The sequence below is a fragment of the Pseudarthrobacter sp. NCCP-2145 genome (assembly GCF_023708005.1).
GTDB lineage: Bacteria > Actinomycetota > Actinomycetes > Actinomycetales > Micrococcaceae > Arthrobacter > Arthrobacter oxydans.
This window is the reverse complement of record NZ_BRCG01000005.1, coordinates 37,656-57,242: the sequence shown is the minus strand read 5'-3', so window position 1 is coordinate 57,242 and position 19,587 is coordinate 37,656. Positions and strand designations below refer to the sequence as shown.

19 protein-coding genes are annotated in these 19,587 nt (G+C 66.7%); 10 read left to right on the top strand and 9 right to left on the bottom strand.

Going from position 1 to position 19,587, the window contains the following annotated elements; genetic code table 11:
* Nucleotides 1-45 precede the first annotated feature (45 nt).
* From NFU08_RS05750 to NFU08_RS05730, 5 genes are read right to left on the bottom strand one after another with little or no spacing between them, the layout of a single operon-like run.
* Nucleotides 46-1,107, bottom strand: coding sequence for a LacI family DNA-binding transcriptional regulator (locus NFU08_RS05750; RefSeq protein ID WP_174180802.1), 1,062 nt, complete (start codon nucleotides 1,105-1,107; stop codon nucleotides 46-48).
* The gene (locus tag NFU08_RS05745) at nucleotides 1,107-2,591 is read right to left on the bottom strand and encodes a glycoside hydrolase family 1 protein (RefSeq protein ID WP_251421281.1); all 1,485 of its coding nucleotides are present in this window, start codon (nucleotides 2,589-2,591) and stop codon (nucleotides 1,107-1,109) included. The genes NFU08_RS05750 and NFU08_RS05745 overlap by 1 nt, the downstream gene beginning before the upstream one ends.
* Nucleotides 2,588-3,505, bottom strand: coding sequence for a carbohydrate ABC transporter permease (locus NFU08_RS05740; RefSeq protein ID WP_174180806.1), 918 nt, complete (start codon nucleotides 3,503-3,505; stop codon nucleotides 2,588-2,590). The genes NFU08_RS05745 and NFU08_RS05740 overlap by 4 nt, the downstream gene beginning before the upstream one ends.
* A complete protein-coding gene (locus NFU08_RS05735) occupies nucleotides 3,502-4,494 on the bottom strand; it encodes a carbohydrate ABC transporter permease (protein WP_251421279.1) in 993 nt (330 codons plus the stop codon). The genes NFU08_RS05740 and NFU08_RS05735 overlap by 4 nt, the downstream gene beginning before the upstream one ends.
* Before the next feature lie 2 nt (nucleotides 4,495-4,496).
* On the bottom strand, nucleotides 4,497-5,789 hold the full coding sequence (locus tag NFU08_RS05730; protein ID WP_174180810.1) for an ABC transporter substrate-binding protein: 1,293 nt from the start codon (nucleotides 5,787-5,789) through the stop codon (nucleotides 4,497-4,499).
* 292 nt (nucleotides 5,790-6,081) lie between these two features.
* Between NFU08_RS05730 and NFU08_RS05725 the strand changes: the two genes are divergently transcribed.
* On the top strand, nucleotides 6,082-8,037 hold the full coding sequence (locus NFU08_RS05725; RefSeq protein WP_246256432.1) for an adenylyl cyclase: 1,956 nt from the start codon (nucleotides 6,082-6,084) through the stop codon (nucleotides 8,035-8,037).
* Nucleotides 8,038-8,107: 70 nt separating this feature from the next.
* Here NFU08_RS05725 and NFU08_RS05720 read toward each other — a convergent pair whose 3' ends face one another.
* Together NFU08_RS05720 and NFU08_RS05715 are read right to left on the bottom strand one after the other, a co-directional pair.
* Nucleotides 8,108-8,245: a methionine/alanine import family NSS transporter small subunit gene (locus NFU08_RS05720; RefSeq protein WP_013599219.1), complete on the bottom strand. Its 138-nt coding sequence runs from the start codon at nucleotides 8,243-8,245 to the stop codon at nucleotides 8,108-8,110.
* Nucleotides 8,242-9,816 (bottom strand): sodium-dependent transporter, encoded by a 1,575-nt coding sequence (locus NFU08_RS05715; protein ID WP_174182144.1) that lies wholly within the window; start codon nucleotides 9,814-9,816, stop codon nucleotides 8,242-8,244. Before NFU08_RS05715 ends, NFU08_RS05720 begins: the two co-directional genes overlap by 4 nt.
* A gap of 214 nt (nucleotides 9,817-10,030) precedes the next feature.
* On the opposite strand from NFU08_RS05715, the gene NFU08_RS05710 reads away from it, so the two are divergent.
* The 5 genes from NFU08_RS05710 to NFU08_RS05690 all read left to right on the top strand — a co-directional run bounded on the left by NFU08_RS05710 (nucleotide 10,031) and on the right by NFU08_RS05690 (nucleotide 15,423).
* Entirely contained in the window at nucleotides 10,031-10,741 is a 711-nt protein-coding gene (locus tag NFU08_RS05710; protein WP_251421277.1) for an alpha/beta fold hydrolase, read from the top strand.
* Nucleotides 10,742-10,801: 60 nt separating this feature from the next.
* Nucleotides 10,802-11,896: an agmatine/peptidylarginine deiminase gene (locus NFU08_RS05705; protein WP_251421275.1), complete on the top strand. Its 1,095-nt coding sequence runs from the start codon at nucleotides 10,802-10,804 to the stop codon at nucleotides 11,894-11,896.
* Nucleotides 11,896-13,644 carry an amidase gene (locus NFU08_RS05700; RefSeq protein ID WP_251421273.1) on the top strand — a complete coding sequence of 583 codons (1,749 nt, stop codon included), beginning with the start codon at nucleotides 11,896-11,898 and terminating at the stop codon, nucleotides 13,642-13,644. Before NFU08_RS05705 ends, NFU08_RS05700 begins: the two co-directional genes overlap by 1 nt.
* 156 nt (nucleotides 13,645-13,800) lie before the next feature.
* Nucleotides 13,801-15,057 carry a D-arabinono-1,4-lactone oxidase gene (locus tag NFU08_RS05695; protein ID WP_251421271.1) on the top strand — a complete coding sequence of 419 codons (1,257 nt, stop codon included), beginning with the start codon at nucleotides 13,801-13,803 and terminating at the stop codon, nucleotides 15,055-15,057.
* Nucleotides 15,058-15,087: 30 nt separating this feature from the next.
* On the top strand, nucleotides 15,088-15,423 hold the full coding sequence (locus NFU08_RS05690; protein WP_174182155.1) for a hypothetical protein: 336 nt from the start codon (nucleotides 15,088-15,090) through the stop codon (nucleotides 15,421-15,423).
* A gap of 76 nt (nucleotides 15,424-15,499) precedes the next feature.
* On the opposite strand, the gene NFU08_RS05685 is transcribed toward NFU08_RS05690, so the two are convergent.
* Nucleotides 15,500-16,030, bottom strand: a complete 531-nt coding sequence (locus NFU08_RS05685; RefSeq protein WP_174182159.1) for a MarR family winged helix-turn-helix transcriptional regulator — start codon at nucleotides 16,028-16,030, stop codon at nucleotides 15,500-15,502.
* Nucleotides 16,031-16,303: 273 nt separating this feature from the next.
* Here NFU08_RS05685 and NFU08_RS05680 point away from each other — a divergent pair, with 273 nt between their 5' ends.
* The 3 genes from NFU08_RS05680 to NFU08_RS05670 are packed head-to-tail and all read left to right on the top strand — an operon-like array spanning nucleotide 16,304 to nucleotide 18,248.
* Nucleotides 16,304-17,161: a hypothetical protein gene (locus tag NFU08_RS05680; protein WP_251421269.1), complete on the top strand. Its 858-nt coding sequence runs from the start codon at nucleotides 16,304-16,306 to the stop codon at nucleotides 17,159-17,161.
* On the top strand, nucleotides 17,158-17,589 hold the full coding sequence (locus NFU08_RS05675) for a phage holin family protein (protein ID WP_251421267.1): 432 nt from the start codon (nucleotides 17,158-17,160) through the stop codon (nucleotides 17,587-17,589). The genes NFU08_RS05680 and NFU08_RS05675 overlap by 4 nt, the downstream gene beginning before the upstream one ends.
* The gene (locus NFU08_RS05670; protein ID WP_174182320.1) at nucleotides 17,586-18,248 is read left to right on the top strand and encodes a DUF3618 domain-containing protein; all 663 of its coding nucleotides are present in this window, start codon (nucleotides 17,586-17,588) and stop codon (nucleotides 18,246-18,248) included. The genes NFU08_RS05675 and NFU08_RS05670 overlap by 4 nt, the downstream gene beginning before the upstream one ends.
* Before the next feature lie 117 nt (nucleotides 18,249-18,365).
* Here the strand turns inward: NFU08_RS05670 and NFU08_RS05665 are convergent, their stop codons facing one another.
* On the bottom strand, nucleotides 18,366-19,172 hold the full coding sequence (locus NFU08_RS05665; protein ID WP_174178616.1) for a LysR family substrate-binding domain-containing protein: 807 nt from the start codon (nucleotides 19,170-19,172) through the stop codon (nucleotides 18,366-18,368).
* Between NFU08_RS05665 and NFU08_RS05660 the strand changes: the two genes are divergently transcribed.
* Complete coding sequence (locus NFU08_RS05660) at nucleotides 19,171-19,575, top strand: DUF5997 family protein (protein WP_066272755.1); 405 nt, start codon at nucleotides 19,171-19,173, stop codon at nucleotides 19,573-19,575. The genes NFU08_RS05665 and NFU08_RS05660 overlap by 2 nt on opposite strands.
* Nucleotides 19,576-19,587 lie beyond the last annotated feature (12 nt).

Genomic DNA, 19,587 nt, shown 5'->3' with positions numbered 1-19,587 from the left:
GCGGTGCCCTGCAGCTGCGGGGCACCGCCGTCCGCCGGGGTGGTTCTAGCGGCTGTGTCCCGCGGTGCTGCCGCGGACAACCAGCTCGGCCGGGTAGATGACCGGTTCCAGCTGCTCTTCCGGGTTTTCGATCGCGCGGATCAGGAGCTGACCGGCTGTCACGGCCATGTCCACCATGGGCTGGGTCACCGTGGTCAGGCCCAGGCCGTTGGCGGCAAGGAGGGAATGGTTGTCGAACCCCACAACGGCAACGTCCTCCGGAACCTTGTGGCCCCTGCCCCGCACTGTGTCAATGACCCCCAGCGCCATCAGGTCGGAGGCCGCAAAGACACCGTCAAGCTCCGGCGCTTCGGAGAAAAGGGTCCGTGCAGCGTCGGCGCCGCCCGCCGTCGTAAAGTCCCCGTGGACCACGGGCCCGGGCTGCAGCCCGGCCTCCCGGATACCCTGCATCCACCCCTCCAGGCGGTCAACTGCCGCTGTCATGTCTGCCGGTCCTGCCACCGTTCCGAGCCGGGTGCGCCCGGTGCCGGCCAGGTGGCGGGCGGCAAGCCGGCCGCCCTCAAAGTTGTCCAGGTCCACATAAGGGACCCCGAAGCCCGTGGCCCAGGGCCGGCCGATGAAGACGGTGGGCAGGCCCGTTGTGCCAAGGGTCTCCGCCCAGTCGTCCGCCTCGTGGAACGAGACCACGATCGCGCCGTCGACGTGCCCGCCCCGCAGGTACCGCATGGTCCGGGCGGAGTCATCCCCCGCCCGGGACATCAGCAGCACCAGCTGCATGTCGGTGCCCCGGAGTGCCTCGTTGACGCCGGTGATGACAGCGGCGAAGAAGGGGTCCATCATCACGCGGGCGTCCGGCTCCGGAATGACAAGCGCAATGGATCCGGTACGCCTGGTCACCAGGCTCCGGGCAGCACGGTTTGGTGTATATCCGAGGGCCACGATTGCGGCGTCGACGGCGGCCTGCGCCTCCGGGCTGACCTTCAGCCCGCCGTTGATTGCCCGGGACGCGGTGGAGCGGGACACTCCGGCCGCCGTGGCGAGGTCCTCGAGCGTCGGGCTGGGCCGCCCGGCGTGCAGGAGGCCGGACCGGCGGGACTTTTCGTTCATTACACAGACAATACGACACCCGGCTCCGAAGGCAGCACGGGGTGGGTGCCGGCCGGAATCGCGTTGGCCGCCGCCACCGCCGAGTACCACCAGGCGCTGGCTTTCGGGATGCGTTCCTGGGTTGCATAGTCCACCCGCACCAGGCCAAAGCGCTGGTGGTAGCCGAAGGACCACTCGAAGTTGTCCAGCAGGGACCAGGCCAGGTACCCCCGGACGTCCACGCCGTCCGCGATGGCGCCATGCACTGCCTGGAGGTGGGCCGCGAAGAACCCCAGCCGGTCCTGGTCGTCCACGAAGCCCGCCTCGTCGGGGACGTCATCGTACGCTGCACCGTTTTCGGTGATGTAGATGGGGATCCCGGCCGGACCCGTGTACTCCCCCTGCAGCCTGTTGAGCAGGCGCCGCAGCCCCTCCGGCTGGACCTCCCAGCCCATTCCCGTCACCGGCAGGCCCCGTGGTGCCGAGCGGGCGCCGTCGGCTGCCACGAACGGGGAGGACACCGGGCGGGCTGCCTGCCCCGGAGCCGACGTCGTCTCCTGCCCCGCCTGTTCCCCGGGTCCCGCCGGGTCCTTCGTGAGGGATTCACCGTGGTAGTAATTGACGCCCAGCAGGTCCAGCGGCGTGGATATGATCTCGAGGTCCCCGTCCTGCACCAGGTCAGCCATTCCAAGGTGCGCCACGTCTGCCAGCAGGTCGGCCGGGTACTCCCCCCTGAACAGCGGGTCCAGGAAGATCCTGTTGAACTGGCCGTCGATCCGCCTGGCCGCGTCCCTGTCGCTCTCGCTGCCGGGATCCCGCGGATCCGGGACCGTCAGGTTCAGGGTGATGCCCACTGAGGCGTCCGGATCCTCGCGGCGCAGCGCACGGGCTGCCAGGCCGTGGCCGAGCAGCAGGTGGTGGGCGGCGGAAAGTGCTGCCCGCGGGTCCTGCCGTCCCGGCGCATGGACGCCGGCCGCATAGCCCAGGAACGCCGAGCACCACGGTTCGTTGAGGGTGGTCCAGATCCGGACCCTGTCGCCTAGGACGCCGTGCATGAGCGCCGCGTACTCGGCGAAACGGTAGGCCGTGTCCCGGTTGGCCCAGCCGCCCTTGTCCTCAAGCGCCTGCGGCAGGTCCCAGTGGTAGAGGGTCAGCCACGGTGTGATCCCGGCGGCCAGCAGTTCATCCACCAGGCGCGAGTAGAAGGCGATCCCTTCCGGATTGGGCGTGACGCCGTCGGGCATGCAGCGGGCCCAGGACGTGGAGAACCGGTAGGCCTTCATGTGCAGCCGGTCCATGAGCGCCACGTCCTGCTTGTAGCGCCGGTAGTGGTCGCAGGCCACGTCACCGTTGTGGCCGTCGGCCACGGCACCGGGCAGCCGGGAGAACACATCCCAGATGGAGTCCTGCCGGCCGCCGGTGTGTGCTGCGCCTTCAATCTGGTAGGCAGCTGTTGCCGCGCCCCAGAGAAAACCCTCCGGGAACGGAAGTTGGGTGGAACTCATCCTTTGACTGCTCCTTGCATAATTCCGGATACGAGTTGGCGTCCCGCCGCTATGAACAGGAGCAGGAGTGGGACGGTGGCCAGGACGGCACCCGCCAGGACCACGGAGTAGTCCACGAAGTGCGCGGCCTGCAGCAGCTGCAGAGCCACTGGAAGGGTGGGGTTTGACGGGTCGAGGACAATGAACGGCCAGAAGAAGTTCGTCCAGGTGGCCACGAAGGTGAACAGGGCGAGCATGGCGGCCGCAGGGCGCGCGGCCGGGAACCCGATGTACCAGAAGGCCTGGATCATGGACGCCCCGTCCATCCGCACGGCCTCGATGAGTTCATCCGGGAGGGCGTCACGCAGGTATTGGGTCATCCAAAACACGCCGAAGGCGGTCACGACGCCGGGGATGATGACCGCCCACAGCGAGCCGGTCCACCCCAGCTTAGACATCACGATAAACAGCGGGACGACGCCCAGCTGGGTGGGAACCGCCATGGTAGCGATGACGAACACCAGCAGCCCCTTGCTGCCGCGGAAGCGGAGCTTCGCGAAGGCGAATCCGGCAAGGGTGGAAAACACGACGACGGACGCCGCGGTCACGCACGAGACGATCAGGCTGTTGCCCATCGCCTTCCAGAACGGGATGCTGTCAAAGACTTTCGCGGCATTGGCCAGGAAGTTCCCGCCGGGCAGCAGCGGGATGCCGCGGCTCAGGACCGTGTTGTCATGGCTTCCCACCAGGAAGGACCAATAGAGCGGAAAGAGGGACGCCAACAGGACTGCACCCAGGAATCCGTAGGTGAGGAAGCCGGGCCGGCGGTCACTTCCGTGGCCGGACCTTGGTTTCCTGGCACCTGGCCCGCGCCTCGCTGCCGCCTTGGCTGCCCCTTTCCCGGCGGTCTGTTCGATCATGGGGATGGAGCTCACTTGCGGCCTCCCTGGCTTGCGATGCGCTTGGTGATGAGGAAGTTGAGCAGGGCGATCACCACAATGATCAGGAAGAGCAGCCACGCCACGGCAGAAGCCCTGCCGAAGTTGCGCTGGCCCCAGCCGAGTTCCCAGATGTACATGGTCAGCGTCTGCCACTGCCGGTCCGCTCCGCCCAGGCCGGACTGGTCAAAGACCCGCGGCTCATCGAAAATCTGCAGGCCGCCGATGGTGGAGGTGATCACCACGAAGATCACCGTGGGCCGCAGCATGGGAACAGTGACGGAGAAGAACTGCCGCAGCCGGCCGGCACCGTCGATCGTCGCCGCCTCGAACACGTCCCTTGGAATGGCCTGCATGGCGGCGAGGAAGATCAGCGCGTTGTAGCCGGTCCAGCGGAAGTTCACCATGGTGGCGATGGCCAGGTGGCTCGCAACGGAGTCGGAATGCCACCGGACCGGGTCCAGCCCTGCCGCCTTCAGCATCTCGTTGATCAGCCCAAACTGGTCCGCGAAGAGGTTGTTGAAGATCAGGCCTACCGCCACTGGCGCCACCACGAACGGCATCAGGACCCCCATCCGCCAGAACGTCCTGGCCCTCAGGTTCGCGTCCAGCACCGCCGCGATCACCAGGGCGATGACAACCTGGGGAACGGAGGACAGGATGAAGATGCTGAAGGTGTTGCCCACTGCGTTCCAGAAGTAGGGCTGGGATACAACGAAGGCGTAGTTCTCCAGGCCCGTGAACTTCCCCTGCCCGCCGATGAGGTTCCAGTTATGCAGGGAAACCCATGCCGTGTACACCAGCGGGAAAAGCCCGGTGACGGCAAACAGGATGAAGAATGGCGAAATGTAGAGGTAGGGGGAGAGCTTGACGTCCCACTTGGAGACCTGCTGCGAGAAGGCCAGGCGCCGGACACCCTTCGTCCCTTCCGGAGGCAGGGACGGTCCCCCTGCCCTCCGGGGCTTGACCCGGTCGGTGACAGCCATGCCTAGAGGGACTTCACTGCGGTGACGAACTTCTCCCAGGAGGAGGCGGCGTCGTCCGACTTGTCGACGTCCACGCGGGTGAGGGCCTGCTGCATGGCGTCATTGATGGCGAAGTACTTGGTTCCCTTGAACGGGGTCACGTCAACAGCCTTGGCGCGTTCGGCGAAGATCTGGCCGGTAGGGGCGCCGTTGAAGAACTCGTTGGTCTGGCCCAGCAGTTCCGGGCTTTCCAGTGCCTCCTTCTGGCTGGGGAAGGTGCCCTTGGCGGTGAATGCCTTGATCTGCTGCTCAGGCGCGGTCAGCCAGCCTGCCAGCTTCTTGGCCTCGGCCTGGTTCTCGCTCTGGGTGGGAACCGTCAGGTAGGACCCGCCCCAGTTTCCGCCGCCGCCGGGGAAGACGTTGGCAACGTCCCAGCCGGTGACCCCGGCTGCGTTGCCTTCGATGACGCCGAGCATCCAGCCCGGGCAGAGGGTTGTTGCGAAGGCGCCGGTCTGGAATCCGGAGGCCCAGTCGTCGCTCCACTGGCTGAGGTGGGCGGACAGTCCGTCCTCGGTGGAGGCCTTGAGGACCTGGTTGTAGGTGTCCTTGACCTTCTGGTTCTCCGTCGCGATGACGGTGCCGTCCTCCTCCTCGTACACCTTTTCCAGCTGGTTGCTCATGCCCTGGTAGATCGCCCCTGCCGAGTCGAACCAGGCGGAATCGGGGCTTGCGGCCTTGTAGGCCTTGCCCGCTTCGAAGTAGCTGTCCCAGGTGGTTCCCAGCATCGCGGCAACTTCCCCACGTTCGGTGGGCATGCCGGCCTTCTTGAGCAGCTCGGCGTTGTAGCAGACGGCCTCAGGGCCGGAGTCGGTGCCGTAGCCAAGCAGCTTGCCATCAGCGGTGGTGGCGGCCTCGGCCTTCCAGTCCAGCCAGCGTCCCTCGACGGCGGGGTCGGAGAGATCTGCAAAGCGGTCCGGATACTGCAGGAGTTCCGGAAGCCAGTCTACCTCTACGGCCTCGATATCGGACAGTCCCGAGCCGGCGGCCAGCCGGGTGGTGAGGTTGTCCCGGGCTTCGTTGGTGGTTGCCGCCTTCTTGTGCTCGATGGTCACGTTGGGGTTCAGCTCTTCGTATTCTTCGAAAAGCTCCTCGTAGCCGAACTCGTTGAAGGTGCCCACCGTGAGAGTTACGGGGCCGGAGCCGGTGGCGTCGTTCACGCCACCCTTTTCCGGAGCGGAGGATCCGCAGGCGGACAGCGACAGGGCCAGGCACGCGGCCGCAGCGGACAGCACGGAGAACTTGGTTGGGTTTTTCACAGGAAAGACTCCTTCGTCAGGTAAAAATGCCCTGCCGACCGGCGCAACGGTCGAAGGCGAAAAGGTGGTGAGCGGTAGAACTGGGCCGGACCGTGATCCGAATGTGGGAGCGCTCTCACCACATGGTGTCCCACCTCACAACTCCTTGTCAAGACGCCGTAGGAGCGCTTCCACCCCACCCTTGCCGGTGCCCTTCAGCGGTGTTACGCTTCCCCGACGAGAGCGCTCCCACCGCCGCAGCTTTTTCCTGCCGCCCAGGCTCGACGAATCCCACCAACGAACAGGACCAGCAATGCCGCTAGCCCACGTCCCCCTTTCTCCGCGCGCCGACAGGCCGCACGGCCCGCACCCTCGCAACCATGGCCGTCGCCGGCACGTCGCCGGCACCGTCGCACTCCTGGCCGGCCTGGTCGCCAGCGGAGGGACCGTGGCCGCCGCCGCGCCGGGCACTCCCCCCGTTGCGCAGGCATCGGTGCAACAGGCTCCCGTACCGAAGGCTCCCCCTGCCCTTCCCCAGGCTGCCGAGCCGGACTTTGGCCCCAATGTCCGGATCTTTGACCCCAGCATGCCGGTGGCCGAGATCCAGGCAACCGTAGATTCCATTGCTGCCGAACAGGTGGACGATGAGATGGGATCCAAACGCTACTCACTGCTGTTCAAGCCGGGAACCTACGGCACCGCCGAGGAGCCGCTCATCGTCCAGGTGGGCTACTCCACCGAGGTGGCGGGGCTGGGCGCTTCCCCCACGGATGTCACCATCAACGGGCATGTGGACGTCTACAACCGGTGCCTTACTGCGGATAACTGCATCGCCCTGAACAACTTCTGGCGGTCCCTGTCCAACCTCACCATCAACGTCACCGGCCTCGAGGGCTGCCGCAGCTCCGCGAATTTCTGGGCGGCCTCGCAGGCGTCGCCCATGCGGCGGATCAACATCACTGGCGGCAACCTCTCCCTCATGGACTACTGCACCGCCGGGCCGCAGTACGCCAGCGGCGGCTTCATCTCCGATTCGAAGACGGGCGATGTCATCAACGGCTCGCAGCAGCAGTACTTCGTGCGTGACAGCAGCATTGGCAACTGGTCCAACGGCGTCTGGAACCAGGTCTTCTCCGGGGTGGACGGAGCGCCGGCGCAGTCCTTCCCCAACCCGCCGTACACCACACTCGCCGGCACACCGATCAGCCGGGAGAAGCCCTACCTCACCCTGGATTCTTCGGGTGAGTACAGTGTGTTCGTTCCCGCCGTCCGCATGGAATCCTCCGGGACCACCTGGGAAAACGGCCCGACGGCGGGGCGCAGCATCCCGCTGTCGGACTTCTATGTGGCCCGCCCCTCGGATTCGGTCAAGACCATCAACTCCCAGCTGGCACGCGGCAAGAACCTGCTGCTCACCCCCGGGGTCTACGGCATTGATGAGAGCATCGAGGTCAAGAGGGCCAACACCATCGTCCTGGGACTGGGCATTGCCACCCTCACCGCCGTCAACGGCGCCGTCCCGCTGACCGTTGCGGATGTGCCCGGCGTGGACATCGCAGCCGTCACGATCGACGCCGGCGACGTGAATTCACCCGCGCTCATGCGGATCGGCAAGCCGCGGCAGGGCGAGGGCAGCGGGCCTGCCAGCTCGGCTGTCCACACTGATCCTGCCAATCCCACCACGCTCCATGACGTGTTCTTCCGCATCGGCGGACCGCACGTGGGCAAAGCCTCGGTCAGCCTGGAGGTCAACAGCGACAACGTCCTCCTGGACCACATTTGGGCCTGGCGCGCCGACCACGGCAACGGGGTGGGCTGGACCACCAACACCGGCCGCAACGGCGTAATCATCAACGGCGACAACGTCACCGCCACGGGCCTTTTCGTGGAGCACTACCAGGAGTACAACGTCATCTGGAACGGCGAGAACGGCAGGACGGTCTTCTTCCAGAATGAGCTGCCCTACGACGCGCCCAACCAGGCCGCCTGGCAGCACGACGGGGTCCTTGGCTGGGCCGGCTACAAAATCGCAGACTCCGTCACAACCCACGAACTCTGGGGCGGCGGCAGCTACGTCTACAACAACGTGGACCCCACCATCCACGCCACCCGGGGCTTTGAGGTGCCGGTGACGCCGGGCGTGAAGCTGCACAGCCTGCTCACGGTCAACCTGGGCGCCGGCACCCTGGACCACGTCATCAATGACACCGGCGCTCCCGTGTCAACGGACGCCGTCGGTGTGCCCAGCTACGTCCCCAGCTTCCCGTAGGCGGGGTGCGCGGACGGACGGTTAAGCCCGTCCGCGCACACTGCTGGCCACACGCTTGGGGCCGCGCTCCCTAGAGCTCGGGTGCGTGCTCTTCGGGCAGGGCGCCCTCGTCCTCGGGGTGCCTCTTGAGGTTGACCAGCGCGAGTGCCAGCCCGCCCCAGACAGTGAGGATCGCAATGATCATCATGGTGATGGCGATGGGTGTCATGGTGCCGCCTCCTGTGCATCCTCTTTGACCACGTCGTCGTATTCGGGGTCATGGTGGGCTTTGGAAGTGCGGCTCCAGGGAATGGCCGTCAGGATGAGGGCCAAAACCACCAGTGCGCCGGCCATGCCCCAGCCAAACAGGCCCACGAACCACTCGGGGTACCCCTCGTAGGTGGTGCCGATCTTGCTGATGAACTCGTTGGCCACCATGTAGATCAGGGCGAGGGGCACCACCCCGGCCACCAGCACCATCCACGCCCGCCCCATCTTGATGGTTGAGACGCGGTTCAGGTGGGCCGAGAGCAGCGGCAGCTTGCGCAGGAACCACGCGAGCACCACCACGGTGACCAGCGCGCCCAGGGTGATTCCGAAGCTGTTGACGAAAGCGTCCGAGGTATCCAGCAGGTAGAGGCCCGTAGCAGTGGGGAACAGGCCCAGGGAGACAGCTGCCACCAGCACGCTGACCACCACTGAAGCCTTGACCCGGCCCCAGCCGAGCTTGTCCTGCACGGCGGCCACGATTACCTCCAGCACGGAAATGAGGGAGGTGATTCCCGCGAACACCAGCGATCCGAAGAAGAGCACGCCCATGAGCCCGCCGAAGGGTGCCTGGGACACGATGGTGGGGAATGCGACGAAGGCAAGGCCGATGCCCTGGGTCACGACGTCGTTCACGCCCGTGCCTGCTGCCTGTGCCATGAACCCCAGGGCCGCAAAAACACCGATGCCGGCGAGGATTTCGAATCCGGAGTTGGAGAAGGCCACCACCATGCCGGAACCGGTAAGGTCCGTCCGGCGCTTGAGGTAGGACGAATACGTAACCATGATGCCGTAGCCCACGGACAGCGAGAAGAAGATGTGTCCGTAGGCTGCAGCCCACACAGAGGGATCTGCGAGTGCGGCCCAGTCCGGCGTGAAGAACGCGTTAAGGCCTTCCGCTGCGCCGGGAAGGAAGAGCGACTGGACCACCAGGAGAAGGAACATCACCATCAGCAAGGGCAGGAGGATGGAGTTGGCGCGGGAGATGCCCTTGCGGATTCCGGCCACCATGATGACGATGACCGCCACCCAGACCAGCAGGAGCGGGAAGAAGACGGACGGCACGTAGGTGAAGCCGATGCCCGGGGCCTCCGCAACGGCCAGGAAGTTCCCGAAGAAGTAGCCCTCGGCGTCGTCACCCCACGCCTCCGTGAAGGAAAAGATGGTGTACATCAGCGACCAGGCGATGATCACTGCGTAATAGGCCGCGATGACGAAGCACACCAGCACCTGCCACCATCCCAGCGGCTCGGCTGCACGGTGGAGCCGGCGGTAGGCCAGCGGCGCAGACCCGCGGAACTTGTGGCCCACGGCGTAATCGAGGAACAGCAACGGGATGCCGGCCGTCAGCAATGCCACCAGGTACGGGATCAGGAAGGCGCCGCCGCCATTGTCATAGGCGATATAGGGAAAACGCCAGATATTGCCCAGGCCGACCGCCGAGCCAATGGCCGAGAGGATAAACAGCCGGCGCGAGGAGAACGTCTCACGCTTCGCCGGAGCGGCCTGGCCCTGCGACGGTGAGCCGCTCATGCCTCCACACCTCCGGCCGCGCCTGGGCCCGGCACGGCGCCGGCGGGTCCGCAAAAGCATTCTGGCCGTTTCATGAGGGCTCCCTCTCAGGTCACGTCGGAGAAACGCAGGCTACTCGGGGACTTTACTGCCCGCCGGGGCTGCGCGAAAGCCCTGGTGCTCCGCATGCCCCCGGATCACCCGCACCCCCCTCCGCCGGGAGTAGGGTTCCACCATGGACATCATCCTGGTTCCCGGTTTCTGGTTGGACGCTTCGTCGTGGGAGAAGGTGTCACCGGCGCTTGAGGCGGCGGGCCACCGGCCACACCCGCTCACGCTTCCCGGGATGCAATCCGTCGACGCAGACCGCTCCGGCATCGGCCTGCGGGACCACATCGATGCCGTGGTTGCCGCCATTGATGCCTTGGACAACAAGGTGGTGCTCGTGGGCCATTCCGGCGGCGGCGCCATCATCCACGGCGCCCTGGACTCCCGCCCGGACCGGGTGGAACGTGCGGTCTACGTGGACAGCGGGCCACTGGGTGAGGGCGGCGTGATCAACGATGAACTGCCGGCCGACGGCGACGACGTTCCGCTGCCGCCGTGGGAAGCGTTCGAGGACGCCGACCTGGTGGACCTCGACGACGGCCTCCGCGAGGCTTTCCGGGCACGGGCCATTCCGCAGCCAAGGGGCGTTGCCTACGACCAGCAGCATCTGCAGGACGACAGGCGCTACGACGTGCCCGCCACCGTCATTGCGTGCGAGTTCCCGTCGTCGCTGCTGCAGGAGTGGATTCAGGGGGGCCACCCCTTTGTGGCGGAGCTTTCCAGGATGCGGGACGTGGAGTACGTGGACCTGCCCACCGGCCACTGGCCCCAGTTCACCAAGCCAGCGGAACTGGCCCGGGCCATCACGGCTGCCGTGGACAGGACGGCTACCAGCTAGCCGGAGCTTAATTTTTCCCAATCCCTTGCCTGCGGGCATTCTCGAATCCATAATAAGTGAATGTCATTCATTTATTCCTCCCCGCTAGCCTTCCTGGACGCCACTGCCACCGACGCCACGGCCACCCACATGCCTGCCGAATGGGAAGCCCACCAGCGCACGTGGATGGCCTTTCCACCGCCCAACGACACCTTCGGCGAAGCAGGAAGCCCCACCCTGGACCGCGCCCGCGCCGCCTGGACCAAGGTGGCGCAGACCATCGCCCGCTACGAACCCGTCACTGTGGTGGCCGACCCCCGCGATGCCACCGCAGCCCGCGAATGGCTCGGCGACGGCATTACGGTGCTCGAGGTTCCCCTCGACGATGCCTGGCTGCGGGACAGCGGACCCACCTTCGTGCACCGGCCGGACGGCTCGCTGGCTGCGGTGGACTGGATCTTCAACGGGTGGGGCGCCCAGGAATGGGCCGCGTGGGACAAGGACAAGGACGTTGCCCGCACCGTCGCGGCGGAAAGTTGCGTAACCGTCAGGTCCAGCTCCCTGGTCAACGAGGGTGGCGGCTTCCATGTGGACGGTCAAGGGACCGTGCTGTTGACGGAAACCGTCCAGCTGGATCCCGGCCGCAACCCGGGAGCCACGAGGGACTCGGTGGAGGCCGGGATCCACGCCGCGCTGGGCACCACCAAGGCCATCTGGCTTCCCCGCGGACTCACCCGCGACTACGGCGAGTTCGGCACGCGCGGGCACGTGGACATCGTGGCCGCCTTCGCCGGCGCGGGCACCATCCTGCTGCACCGCCAGGACAACCCCTCCCACCCGGACTACGAGGTCTACCGGGAACTCCGGGACGTCCTGTCGGGCGAGGTCGACGCCCAGGGACGGCCCCTCCGGATCATCGATGTTCCCGCCCCCACCGCCCTGAAGGACGAGGAAGGCTTTGTGGACTGGTCCTATATCAACCACTACGTGGCCAACAACGTGGTGGTCCTGTGCGCCTTCAACGATCCCAATGACGCCATTGCCGCCGGCATCCTGGAGCGCGCCTACCCGGGCCGCACCGTGGAACTGGTGGACGCGCGCGATATCTTCGCCTTTGGCGGCGGCATCCACTGCATCACCCAGCAGCAGCCGGCAGCTGGCGGAGGTGCGGCGTGATGCCCTCCGGGACGGCCGGCTCGCCTGGCACCCAGGGCAGCTTCGACGTCGTCGAGGCCTCCCTCAGCGAACTCCGTGCGGCACTGGAGGACGGGAAGGTCACCAGTGAGGAACTGGTGCGGTTGTACCTGGCGCGGATCGCGAAATATGACTCGTCCGGAATACGTCTGAACGCGCTGGTGGTGATGAACCCGGACGCCATAGCCGACGCGCGGGCGTCCGACGGACGCCGTGCCCGCAACGCCACGCTGGGCCCCCTGGACGGCATCCCCTACACCGCGAAGGACAGCTACCAGGCGACCGGCCTCACCGTGGCCGCAGGGTCCCCCGCCTTCAAGGATCTGGTGGCCAGGAAGGACGCCTTCACCATCGGGCGGCTGCGCGCGGGCGGTGCCGTCCTGATCGGGCTGACCAACATGCCGCCCATGGCCAACGGAGGTATGCAGCGCGGCGTATATGGGCGCGCCGAGAGCCCTTACAACGCGGACTACCTGACGGCAGCCTTCGCCTCCGGATCCTCCAACGGGTCCGGAACGGCCACGGCCGCCAGCTTCGCCGCCTTCGGGCTGGCGGAGGAAACCTGGTCCTCCGGCCGGGCGCCGGCGTCGAACAACGCCCTCTGCGCCTACACCCCGTCCCGGGGCGTCATCTCTGTCCGCGGCAACTGGCCGCTGGTGCCCACCATGGACGTGGTGGTGCCGCACACCCGGACCATGGCCGACCTCCTGGAGGTACTGGATGTTGTGGTGGCGGATGACGCAGAAACCCGGGGCGACTTCTGGCGGGTCCAGCAGTGGGTGCCGATCCCCAGGGCCTCCGAAGTCCGCCCCGCCTCCTACCTGGACCTCACGGTCCGGGACAGCACCGCCGCCGGGAAGGTGCTCGCCGGCAAGCGGCTGGGGATCCCCCGCATGTACATCAACGCGGACCCGGAGGCCGGAACGGCCCCCGGTGGCGGGATCGGCGGCCCCACCGGGCAGCGCATCGAAACCCGGCAGTCCTTCATCGACCTGTGGAACGCCGCGCGGCAGGACCTCGAAGCCGCCGGCGCCCATGTCGTCGAGGTCGATTTCCCGGTGGTGTCCAACTACGAGGGCGACCGGCCCGGCGCGCCCACCATCGCCACCCGCGGCCTGGTGCCGCCGGAATACCTGCGCCGCGAGATTGTGGACCTCTCAGCCTGGGCCTGGAACGACTTCCTGGATGCCAACGGGGACCCGGACCTCTGCCGGCTGGCCGACGTCGACGGTGCTGCCATCTTCCCCGCTCCGGACGGTTCCCTGCCGGACCGGTACCACGGGTTCGACGACGACATCAGCGACTATCCCGCCTGGATCCGGAAGCACGGGGTCCCCTCCCTCGTGGACATCCCCCACCTGGCCGAGGGACTGCGCGGGCTGGAGGAAACACGCCGCGTTGACCTGGAGCAGTGGATGGACGGCCTGGGCCTCGACGCCGCGGTCTTCCCGGCAGCCGCCGACATCGGCCCCGCCGACGCGGACCGCAACGGGCGCTCGGCAGACCTGGCGTGGCGCAACGGCGTCTGGGTGTCCAACGGCAACCTGGTTCCGCGGCATCTCGGCATTCCCACGGTGACGGTCCCCATGGGGCTTGCCGGGGACATCGCCATGCCCGTGGGCCTGACCTTTGCCGGCAGGGCTTACAGCGATACAGCCCTGCTGCGGCTTGCTGCCGCGTTTGAAGCCACCGGCAGGCGCAGGGTTCCGCCGCCCCGCACAAGCGGGTGACCCGGCAGGTTTACAGCGATAGAAAGTCAGGTGCGCGCTTGTCGCAGCACCCCGTGGACGGCCGCCGCCCGGCAGAGTGAACGCGCCTTGACACTGTGATTGTTAGCGCTGACAGTTGAGGGAGCTAATTGCACCTCCAACCGGAAAGCCGACTCAATGAAGAACTGGGCAGGGAACCTTGAATACGCCTCCGCGGAGGTCCGGCGGCCAGCCTCGGTGGAAGAACTTGCCGGAATCGTGGCCGGTGCCGGCCGGGTCAAGGCCCTTGGATCGCGGCACTCGTTCAACCGGGTGGGCGACACCGACGGCGTGCATGTGCTGCTGGATGCGCTGCCCCAGCGGATCGAACTCTCCCCGGACCGCACCACGGTGCGGGTCAGCGGCGGCGTCAGCTACGGGGAACTGTGCCGCGCCCTGGAGCAGTCCGGCGCCGCCATTCGTAATCTCGCGTCACTCCCGCACATCTCCGTGGCGGGCGCAGTCCAGACCGGAACGCACGGCTCCGGCGTCAACAACCAGTCCCTGGCGGGAGCCGTCCAGGCGATCGACCTGGTGCGGCCGTCCGGCGAACAGGTTTCCCTCACCCGCGCCGATGGGGACGAATTCCTGGCCAGCGTGGTGGGACTCGGCGCCCTGGGGATCGCGACCGGCCTGGAACTCGCCGTCCAGCCGAGCTTCCGGATGCGCCAGCGCGTTCTGGAGAACCTGCCGTGGGACCAGGCGCTGGGCAGCTTCCGCGAACTCGTGTCCAGCGCCTACAGCGTCAGCCTTTTCACGGACTATGCCGGGGATTCCATCAGCCAGGTCTGGCTCAAGGCCCTGGACTCGGAGCCGCCCCTGGACGGGCTGTTCGGTGCCACCGCTGCCGTGCGGCCCCGGCACCCGCTGCCGGACATGTCCGCGGAAAACTGCACAGTGCAGTTGGACGAACCCGGCCGGTGGCTGGACCGCCTTCCCCACTTCCGCCACGAGTTCACGCCGAGCAAGGGTGAGGAGCTGCAGAGCGAGTTCATCCTCCCGCTGGAGCATGCCCCGGAAGCCATTGAGGCAGTCCGCGGACTCGCGGACAAGCTCGCGCAGCTGCTCTTTGTTTCGGAGATCCGAACCGGTGCCGCGGACGAGTTCTGGCTCAGCCCCTTCTACCGGCAGCAGAGCGTCGCCCTGCACTTTACGTGGAGGCCGCTGCAGCCCGACGTGGAAGCGGTCCTGCCGGAACTCGAGGATCTGCTGAGGCCCTTCGGGGCCCGTCCGCATTGGGGAAAGCTCTTCTCCCCCGCAGGGCACGACTGGGAATCGCTGTACCCCCGCTTCGCCGACTTCCGTTCACTGGCGTCGGCGCACGATCCGGACGGCAAGTTCCGGAACGGGCTGCTGGACAGCATCCTGGGGGTACCGGCGGCCAGCGCGCGGTAGCACGTTGTGCCCACCCGATAGGCTGGGCTGATGAACCGCCGCCTCGCAGTCCTGTCCGCCGCTCCCCTGCTCCTGCTCCTTTCCGGCTGTGGTGCCGTTGAGGAGGCAGCGGGCAACGCCGTCAGCGACGCCGCCTCGAAGGTGGCAACGGCCGGCGCTGCCGAAGTAAAGCGCCAGATCTGCGCTGTGGTCCAGGATGGGCTGGTCAGCGTTGAGGACAAGCAACTGCTGGCGGGCCTCGTCTCTGCAGCGTCCACGGCCGGGGTCCCGGCTGAAATTACGACGCCGTTGGGCCAGATTGCGGAAGCCGGAGACGAGGTGCCGGCAGAGTCCGTCCAGGCACTTGAGGACGCCTGCTCGGCTTAGGCTTAGCCGCCCGGCGCAGGCCGGAACGGCCCATAGCCCGTTTCAGTGCCGGCCTGGGGTGCCGGGCCAGCCCGCCTTAGTGGCCTGACTGGTCCATGCCGCGAAGGCCGGTTCCGCGCGGCCCCTGGGGGCGCCTTGCAGTACGGTGCTCGGGCGGAGCAAACGGGACCACCTCCTGGTTCCGGCTTGCCGGCAGTGCATTCACGAACTTTGACAGTTCCTCACTGAGGACCTTCCAGCTGATGTTGGGATCATCAGGGTAGGCATTTATTTCTTCCCGGCGCGCGGCCTCAAGGATGGCTTCCCCTGATTCCGTGAGTTCCACCTTGAATTGCCTGCGGTCGGCGGACTGGCGCGTCCTGGTGATGTGACCGGCGCCCTCCAGCCGGATCAGGACCCGTCCAAGGGTCTGGCTCTGGACCCGGATCGTTTCGGCGAGCTGTTCCTGGTTCAAGGGCCCGCCGGCAAGGCCTTCAAGGGCTATTACAGCCGCGCGGGTCAGGCCCAAGTGCGCCAGGGCGTCGTCCTGGCGCCGTTGAACCAGCCTGGCCGCCACAGAAATCAGGCGGTAGCTGGTGCGGGCATCTGGATCGAGATTGCTGGTCATCGGGCCGTGGCCTTCCTGTGGGTGGCGAAGTGCAGGGTGTTATCACCTCTTGTTGCGTCGCTACGTTCTCTACAATAAGCATGCTTAGCATCCAATTCGCAAGTAGGCTTACTATCCGCCGGGCCCAGCATGCTCCCTGAGGCCCCCTTATTAGGCGACCCTCTTGCGCTTCAAATGGAAAGTGTGCTTAGTATCTAAATAGTAATCATGCTTACTACTAGCCAGCGTTGCTGGTTCTTGATCGCCAGCTGACCCTTCAGGAAAGAGAGCCCGATGACAGAGAACCAATGGCCCCAGACCCCCGGCACTGCAACCACCGATCCCTACGGTGTGACCGCAGCAGGTGCCGAAGAAAACTATGGCACCACCCCCGCTGGGGGTTCCGCCGGAACCTCCAAGAGCCAGGCGGCCAAGGAAGAGGCGTCCAATGTTGCCGGCCAGGCCGCGACGTCCGCCCAGAACGTAGCGCAGTCCGCCAAGGACGAAGCCGCGCACGTGGCGTCCGAGGCGAAGCACAGCGCGCAGGACCTGCTGCACCAGGCGAAGTCAGGCCTGACAAGCCAGGCCGGCACCCAGCAGCAGAAGGCTGCCGAAGGCATCCGCACCATTTCCAGCCAGCTGCACAGCATGGCCGACGCGTCGGACCAGCAGGGCATGGCCAGCGACCTGATCCGGCAGGCTGCCGGCACCACCGACACCGTGGCCTCCTGGCTGGAGAACAAGCAGCCGGGCGACATTCTCGGCGAGGTCCAGCGGTTTGCCCGCAACAACCCCGGAACTTTCCTGCTGCTTGCAGCCGGAGCGGGCGTCCTGGCCGGCCGGCTCACCCGCGGCCTGACCGCAGGCGCACCCGAGTCCCGCGGCGCAGCGTATGGCTCACCATCGCAGCCGTCCGTGCAGAACCAGCCGGTTGCACCCCTCCACCAGGAGACGGGTTACGCAGCCGGTAACGACGACCTCTACAGCGAGCCTGTTGTGGGCGCCGGTGCTCCGGTATCCACTACTTCCCTGCCCTCCGGCACGGCCGAAGAGACTCCCCTCCGGTTCGAGGACGACCCCTACCGGGACGAGGACGGCTCCTACCGCAGCACCGACGGCGGTTACCGGTCATCGGAAGGACGCCAGCTGTGAGCAGTTCCATTCCGGAACCCGCTCCGAGTGCGGCGCACCAGAAGGCGGACAACGCCTCGCTGGGTGAGCTGCTCGGGGACGTGACCCGTGACCTGTCCACGCTGATGCGCCAGGAAGTCGAGCTGGCCAAGGCCGAGCTGAAGCAGTCGGCCACGAAGGCCGGCAAGGGCTCGGGCATGCTCGCCGGGGCAGGCGTGGCAGGACACTTCGTCCTTCTCTTCCTGTCCCTGGGCCTGATGTTCGCCCTGGGCGCCCTGATGCCGCTGGGCTGGGCCGCCCTGATCGTCGCCGTGGTCTGGGGCATCATCGCCGCGGTCCTGGCCTCGATCGGCCGCAAGGAACTCAAACAGGTCAAAGGCCTGCCCCAGACCGGGGAAACCCTGTCCGAAATACCCCCAACCCTAAAACCAGGTGAGGTAAACCGATGAGCGATAACCCGGACGCAATCCGTTCAGACATAGAAGCCACCCGCGCACGCCTGGGCACCAACGTCGACGCCGTGGCAGACAAAGTCACCCCATCCAACATCGTCCACCGACAGACCGACAAGCTCAAAGACACTGTCAGCGGGGTCAAGGAGAAAATCATGGGCGCAGCAGACTCAGCCAACACCACCGTCCACAACACCGTCCACACCGGCGCCGGACACACCGGCAACGCACTGCACTCCACCGGGGACACCCTGCACGGAGCCAAGGACACCGCCGCGGCCAAACTCGGCGACGCAGGAACAGCGATCTCCAACGCACCGGACCAGGTCAAAGCCAAAACCCAGGGCAACCCCCTGGCCGCAGGCCTGATCGCCTTCGGCGCCGGCATGCTGATCTCCTCCCTGATCCCGGCCAGCCAAAAAGAACGCGAAGCCGCGGACCAGCTCAAAACCGCCGCCCAGCCCCTGGCCACCCAGGTCACCGACGCCGCCAAGGACATGGTCCAGGACCTCAAGGAACCCGCCCAGGAAGCCATGGAAAACGTCAAGGCCACCGCCACCGACGCCGCCCAAAACGTCAAAGCCGAAGGCCAACACGCCGCCACCGACGTCAAAGACCGCGCCACCGACGCCACCTCAAACGTAAAAAACACCTAAAGTGCTTGGGTAAGCAACAGGCCGGCTCCTTTTGGAGCCGGCCTGTTGCCGTTAACGCTGTGACTGCCGCCTGCACGGCTGGAGCCTGCCGTCCCCGCGCTCATGGGACCAAGCCTGTTACCGCTTGCCCTTCTTCCGTGAACCCTTGCCGCGCCCCTTGTCCGGGTTCGGCGCGTACCGCTGGGCCACCTTAGGCGCCTTCTTGGCTCCGGTACCCCTACGGTCCGGCTTGGGCTCTTTCTTGGTTTTCACCGGCTGGGCCGACGGCTGGCGGGAGCTTTGCGCTGTCCGTCCGCGTACAATCCCGATGAACTCCTCGATCACCTCGTCCGTTGACTCCGACGGCCAGGCTATGGCGATTTCGGTGCCGGGGGCACCGGTGAGCCGCCGCGCCACGGTGTCCTTGACGTTGAAGTGGCGGGCAACGGACATGGGGAGGATGGCCAGCCCGGCGCCCGTGGCCACCACCTGCAGCGCGGGCTCCGGGCCTCCGAGTGCAGCCACGTCAAGGAAGGATTCCTGTTCCAGGTCGGCCAGGGCCACTTCCTCGAACACGGAAATCTCGTGCCCCTTGGGCGCCACCACTACCGGCTGCTCCTCGTACAGCGGAATGACGCTGAGGCCTTCGCGCTCCACGGGGAGCCGGACAAAGCTGAGGTCCGCTGAACCCTCGCGAAGCACCGCAACCTGCGCGCCGTCGTCGGACATAAACGCCTGCAGCGGAACGTCCGGCATCCGCTCTTCCCACCGCCGGATCCATTTGCCCGGGGTTACCCCGGCCACATAGGCAATGCGGAGCAGGCGGGGGGCGGTGTCTTCCGCCTGCCCGGCCGGCTGGTCCTGGTCACCGGGACCGGTTGTCTGGGGGATGTCGTGGGAGGGCACGTCTTCACAGTACCGTCCGCCCGGATACCCTTGAAGCATGACCTCTGCGAACTCCCAGTCCATGAAGCCGGCCACTGTTGCCAAGAAACTTGGCATCTATCTGCCCGCAACACCGCAGGAGTTCCAGGACTCGACCATCACCCGCGCCGAGTTCGCCGAACTGCAGGCCAACCCGCCGGAGTGGCTTGCCGAGCTCCGCCGCAACGGCCCGCACCCCCGCCCGGTGGTGGCGCAGAAGCTGAACGTGTCCATCAGCGGCCTGGCGCGCGGCGGCGTTGAGGAAGCGCTGACGACGGCGGAGATCACCGCGCTGCTTCAGGCTCCCCCGCAGTGGCTGGTCACCGAGCGGGCCACGCACGCCGCCGTCCGGGCCGAGGCCCAGCGGGTCAAGGAAGAATCCGCGAAGAAGGACGCCAAGAAGGCCCGCGCCAAGGCCGAGTAGCCCCGCACGCTC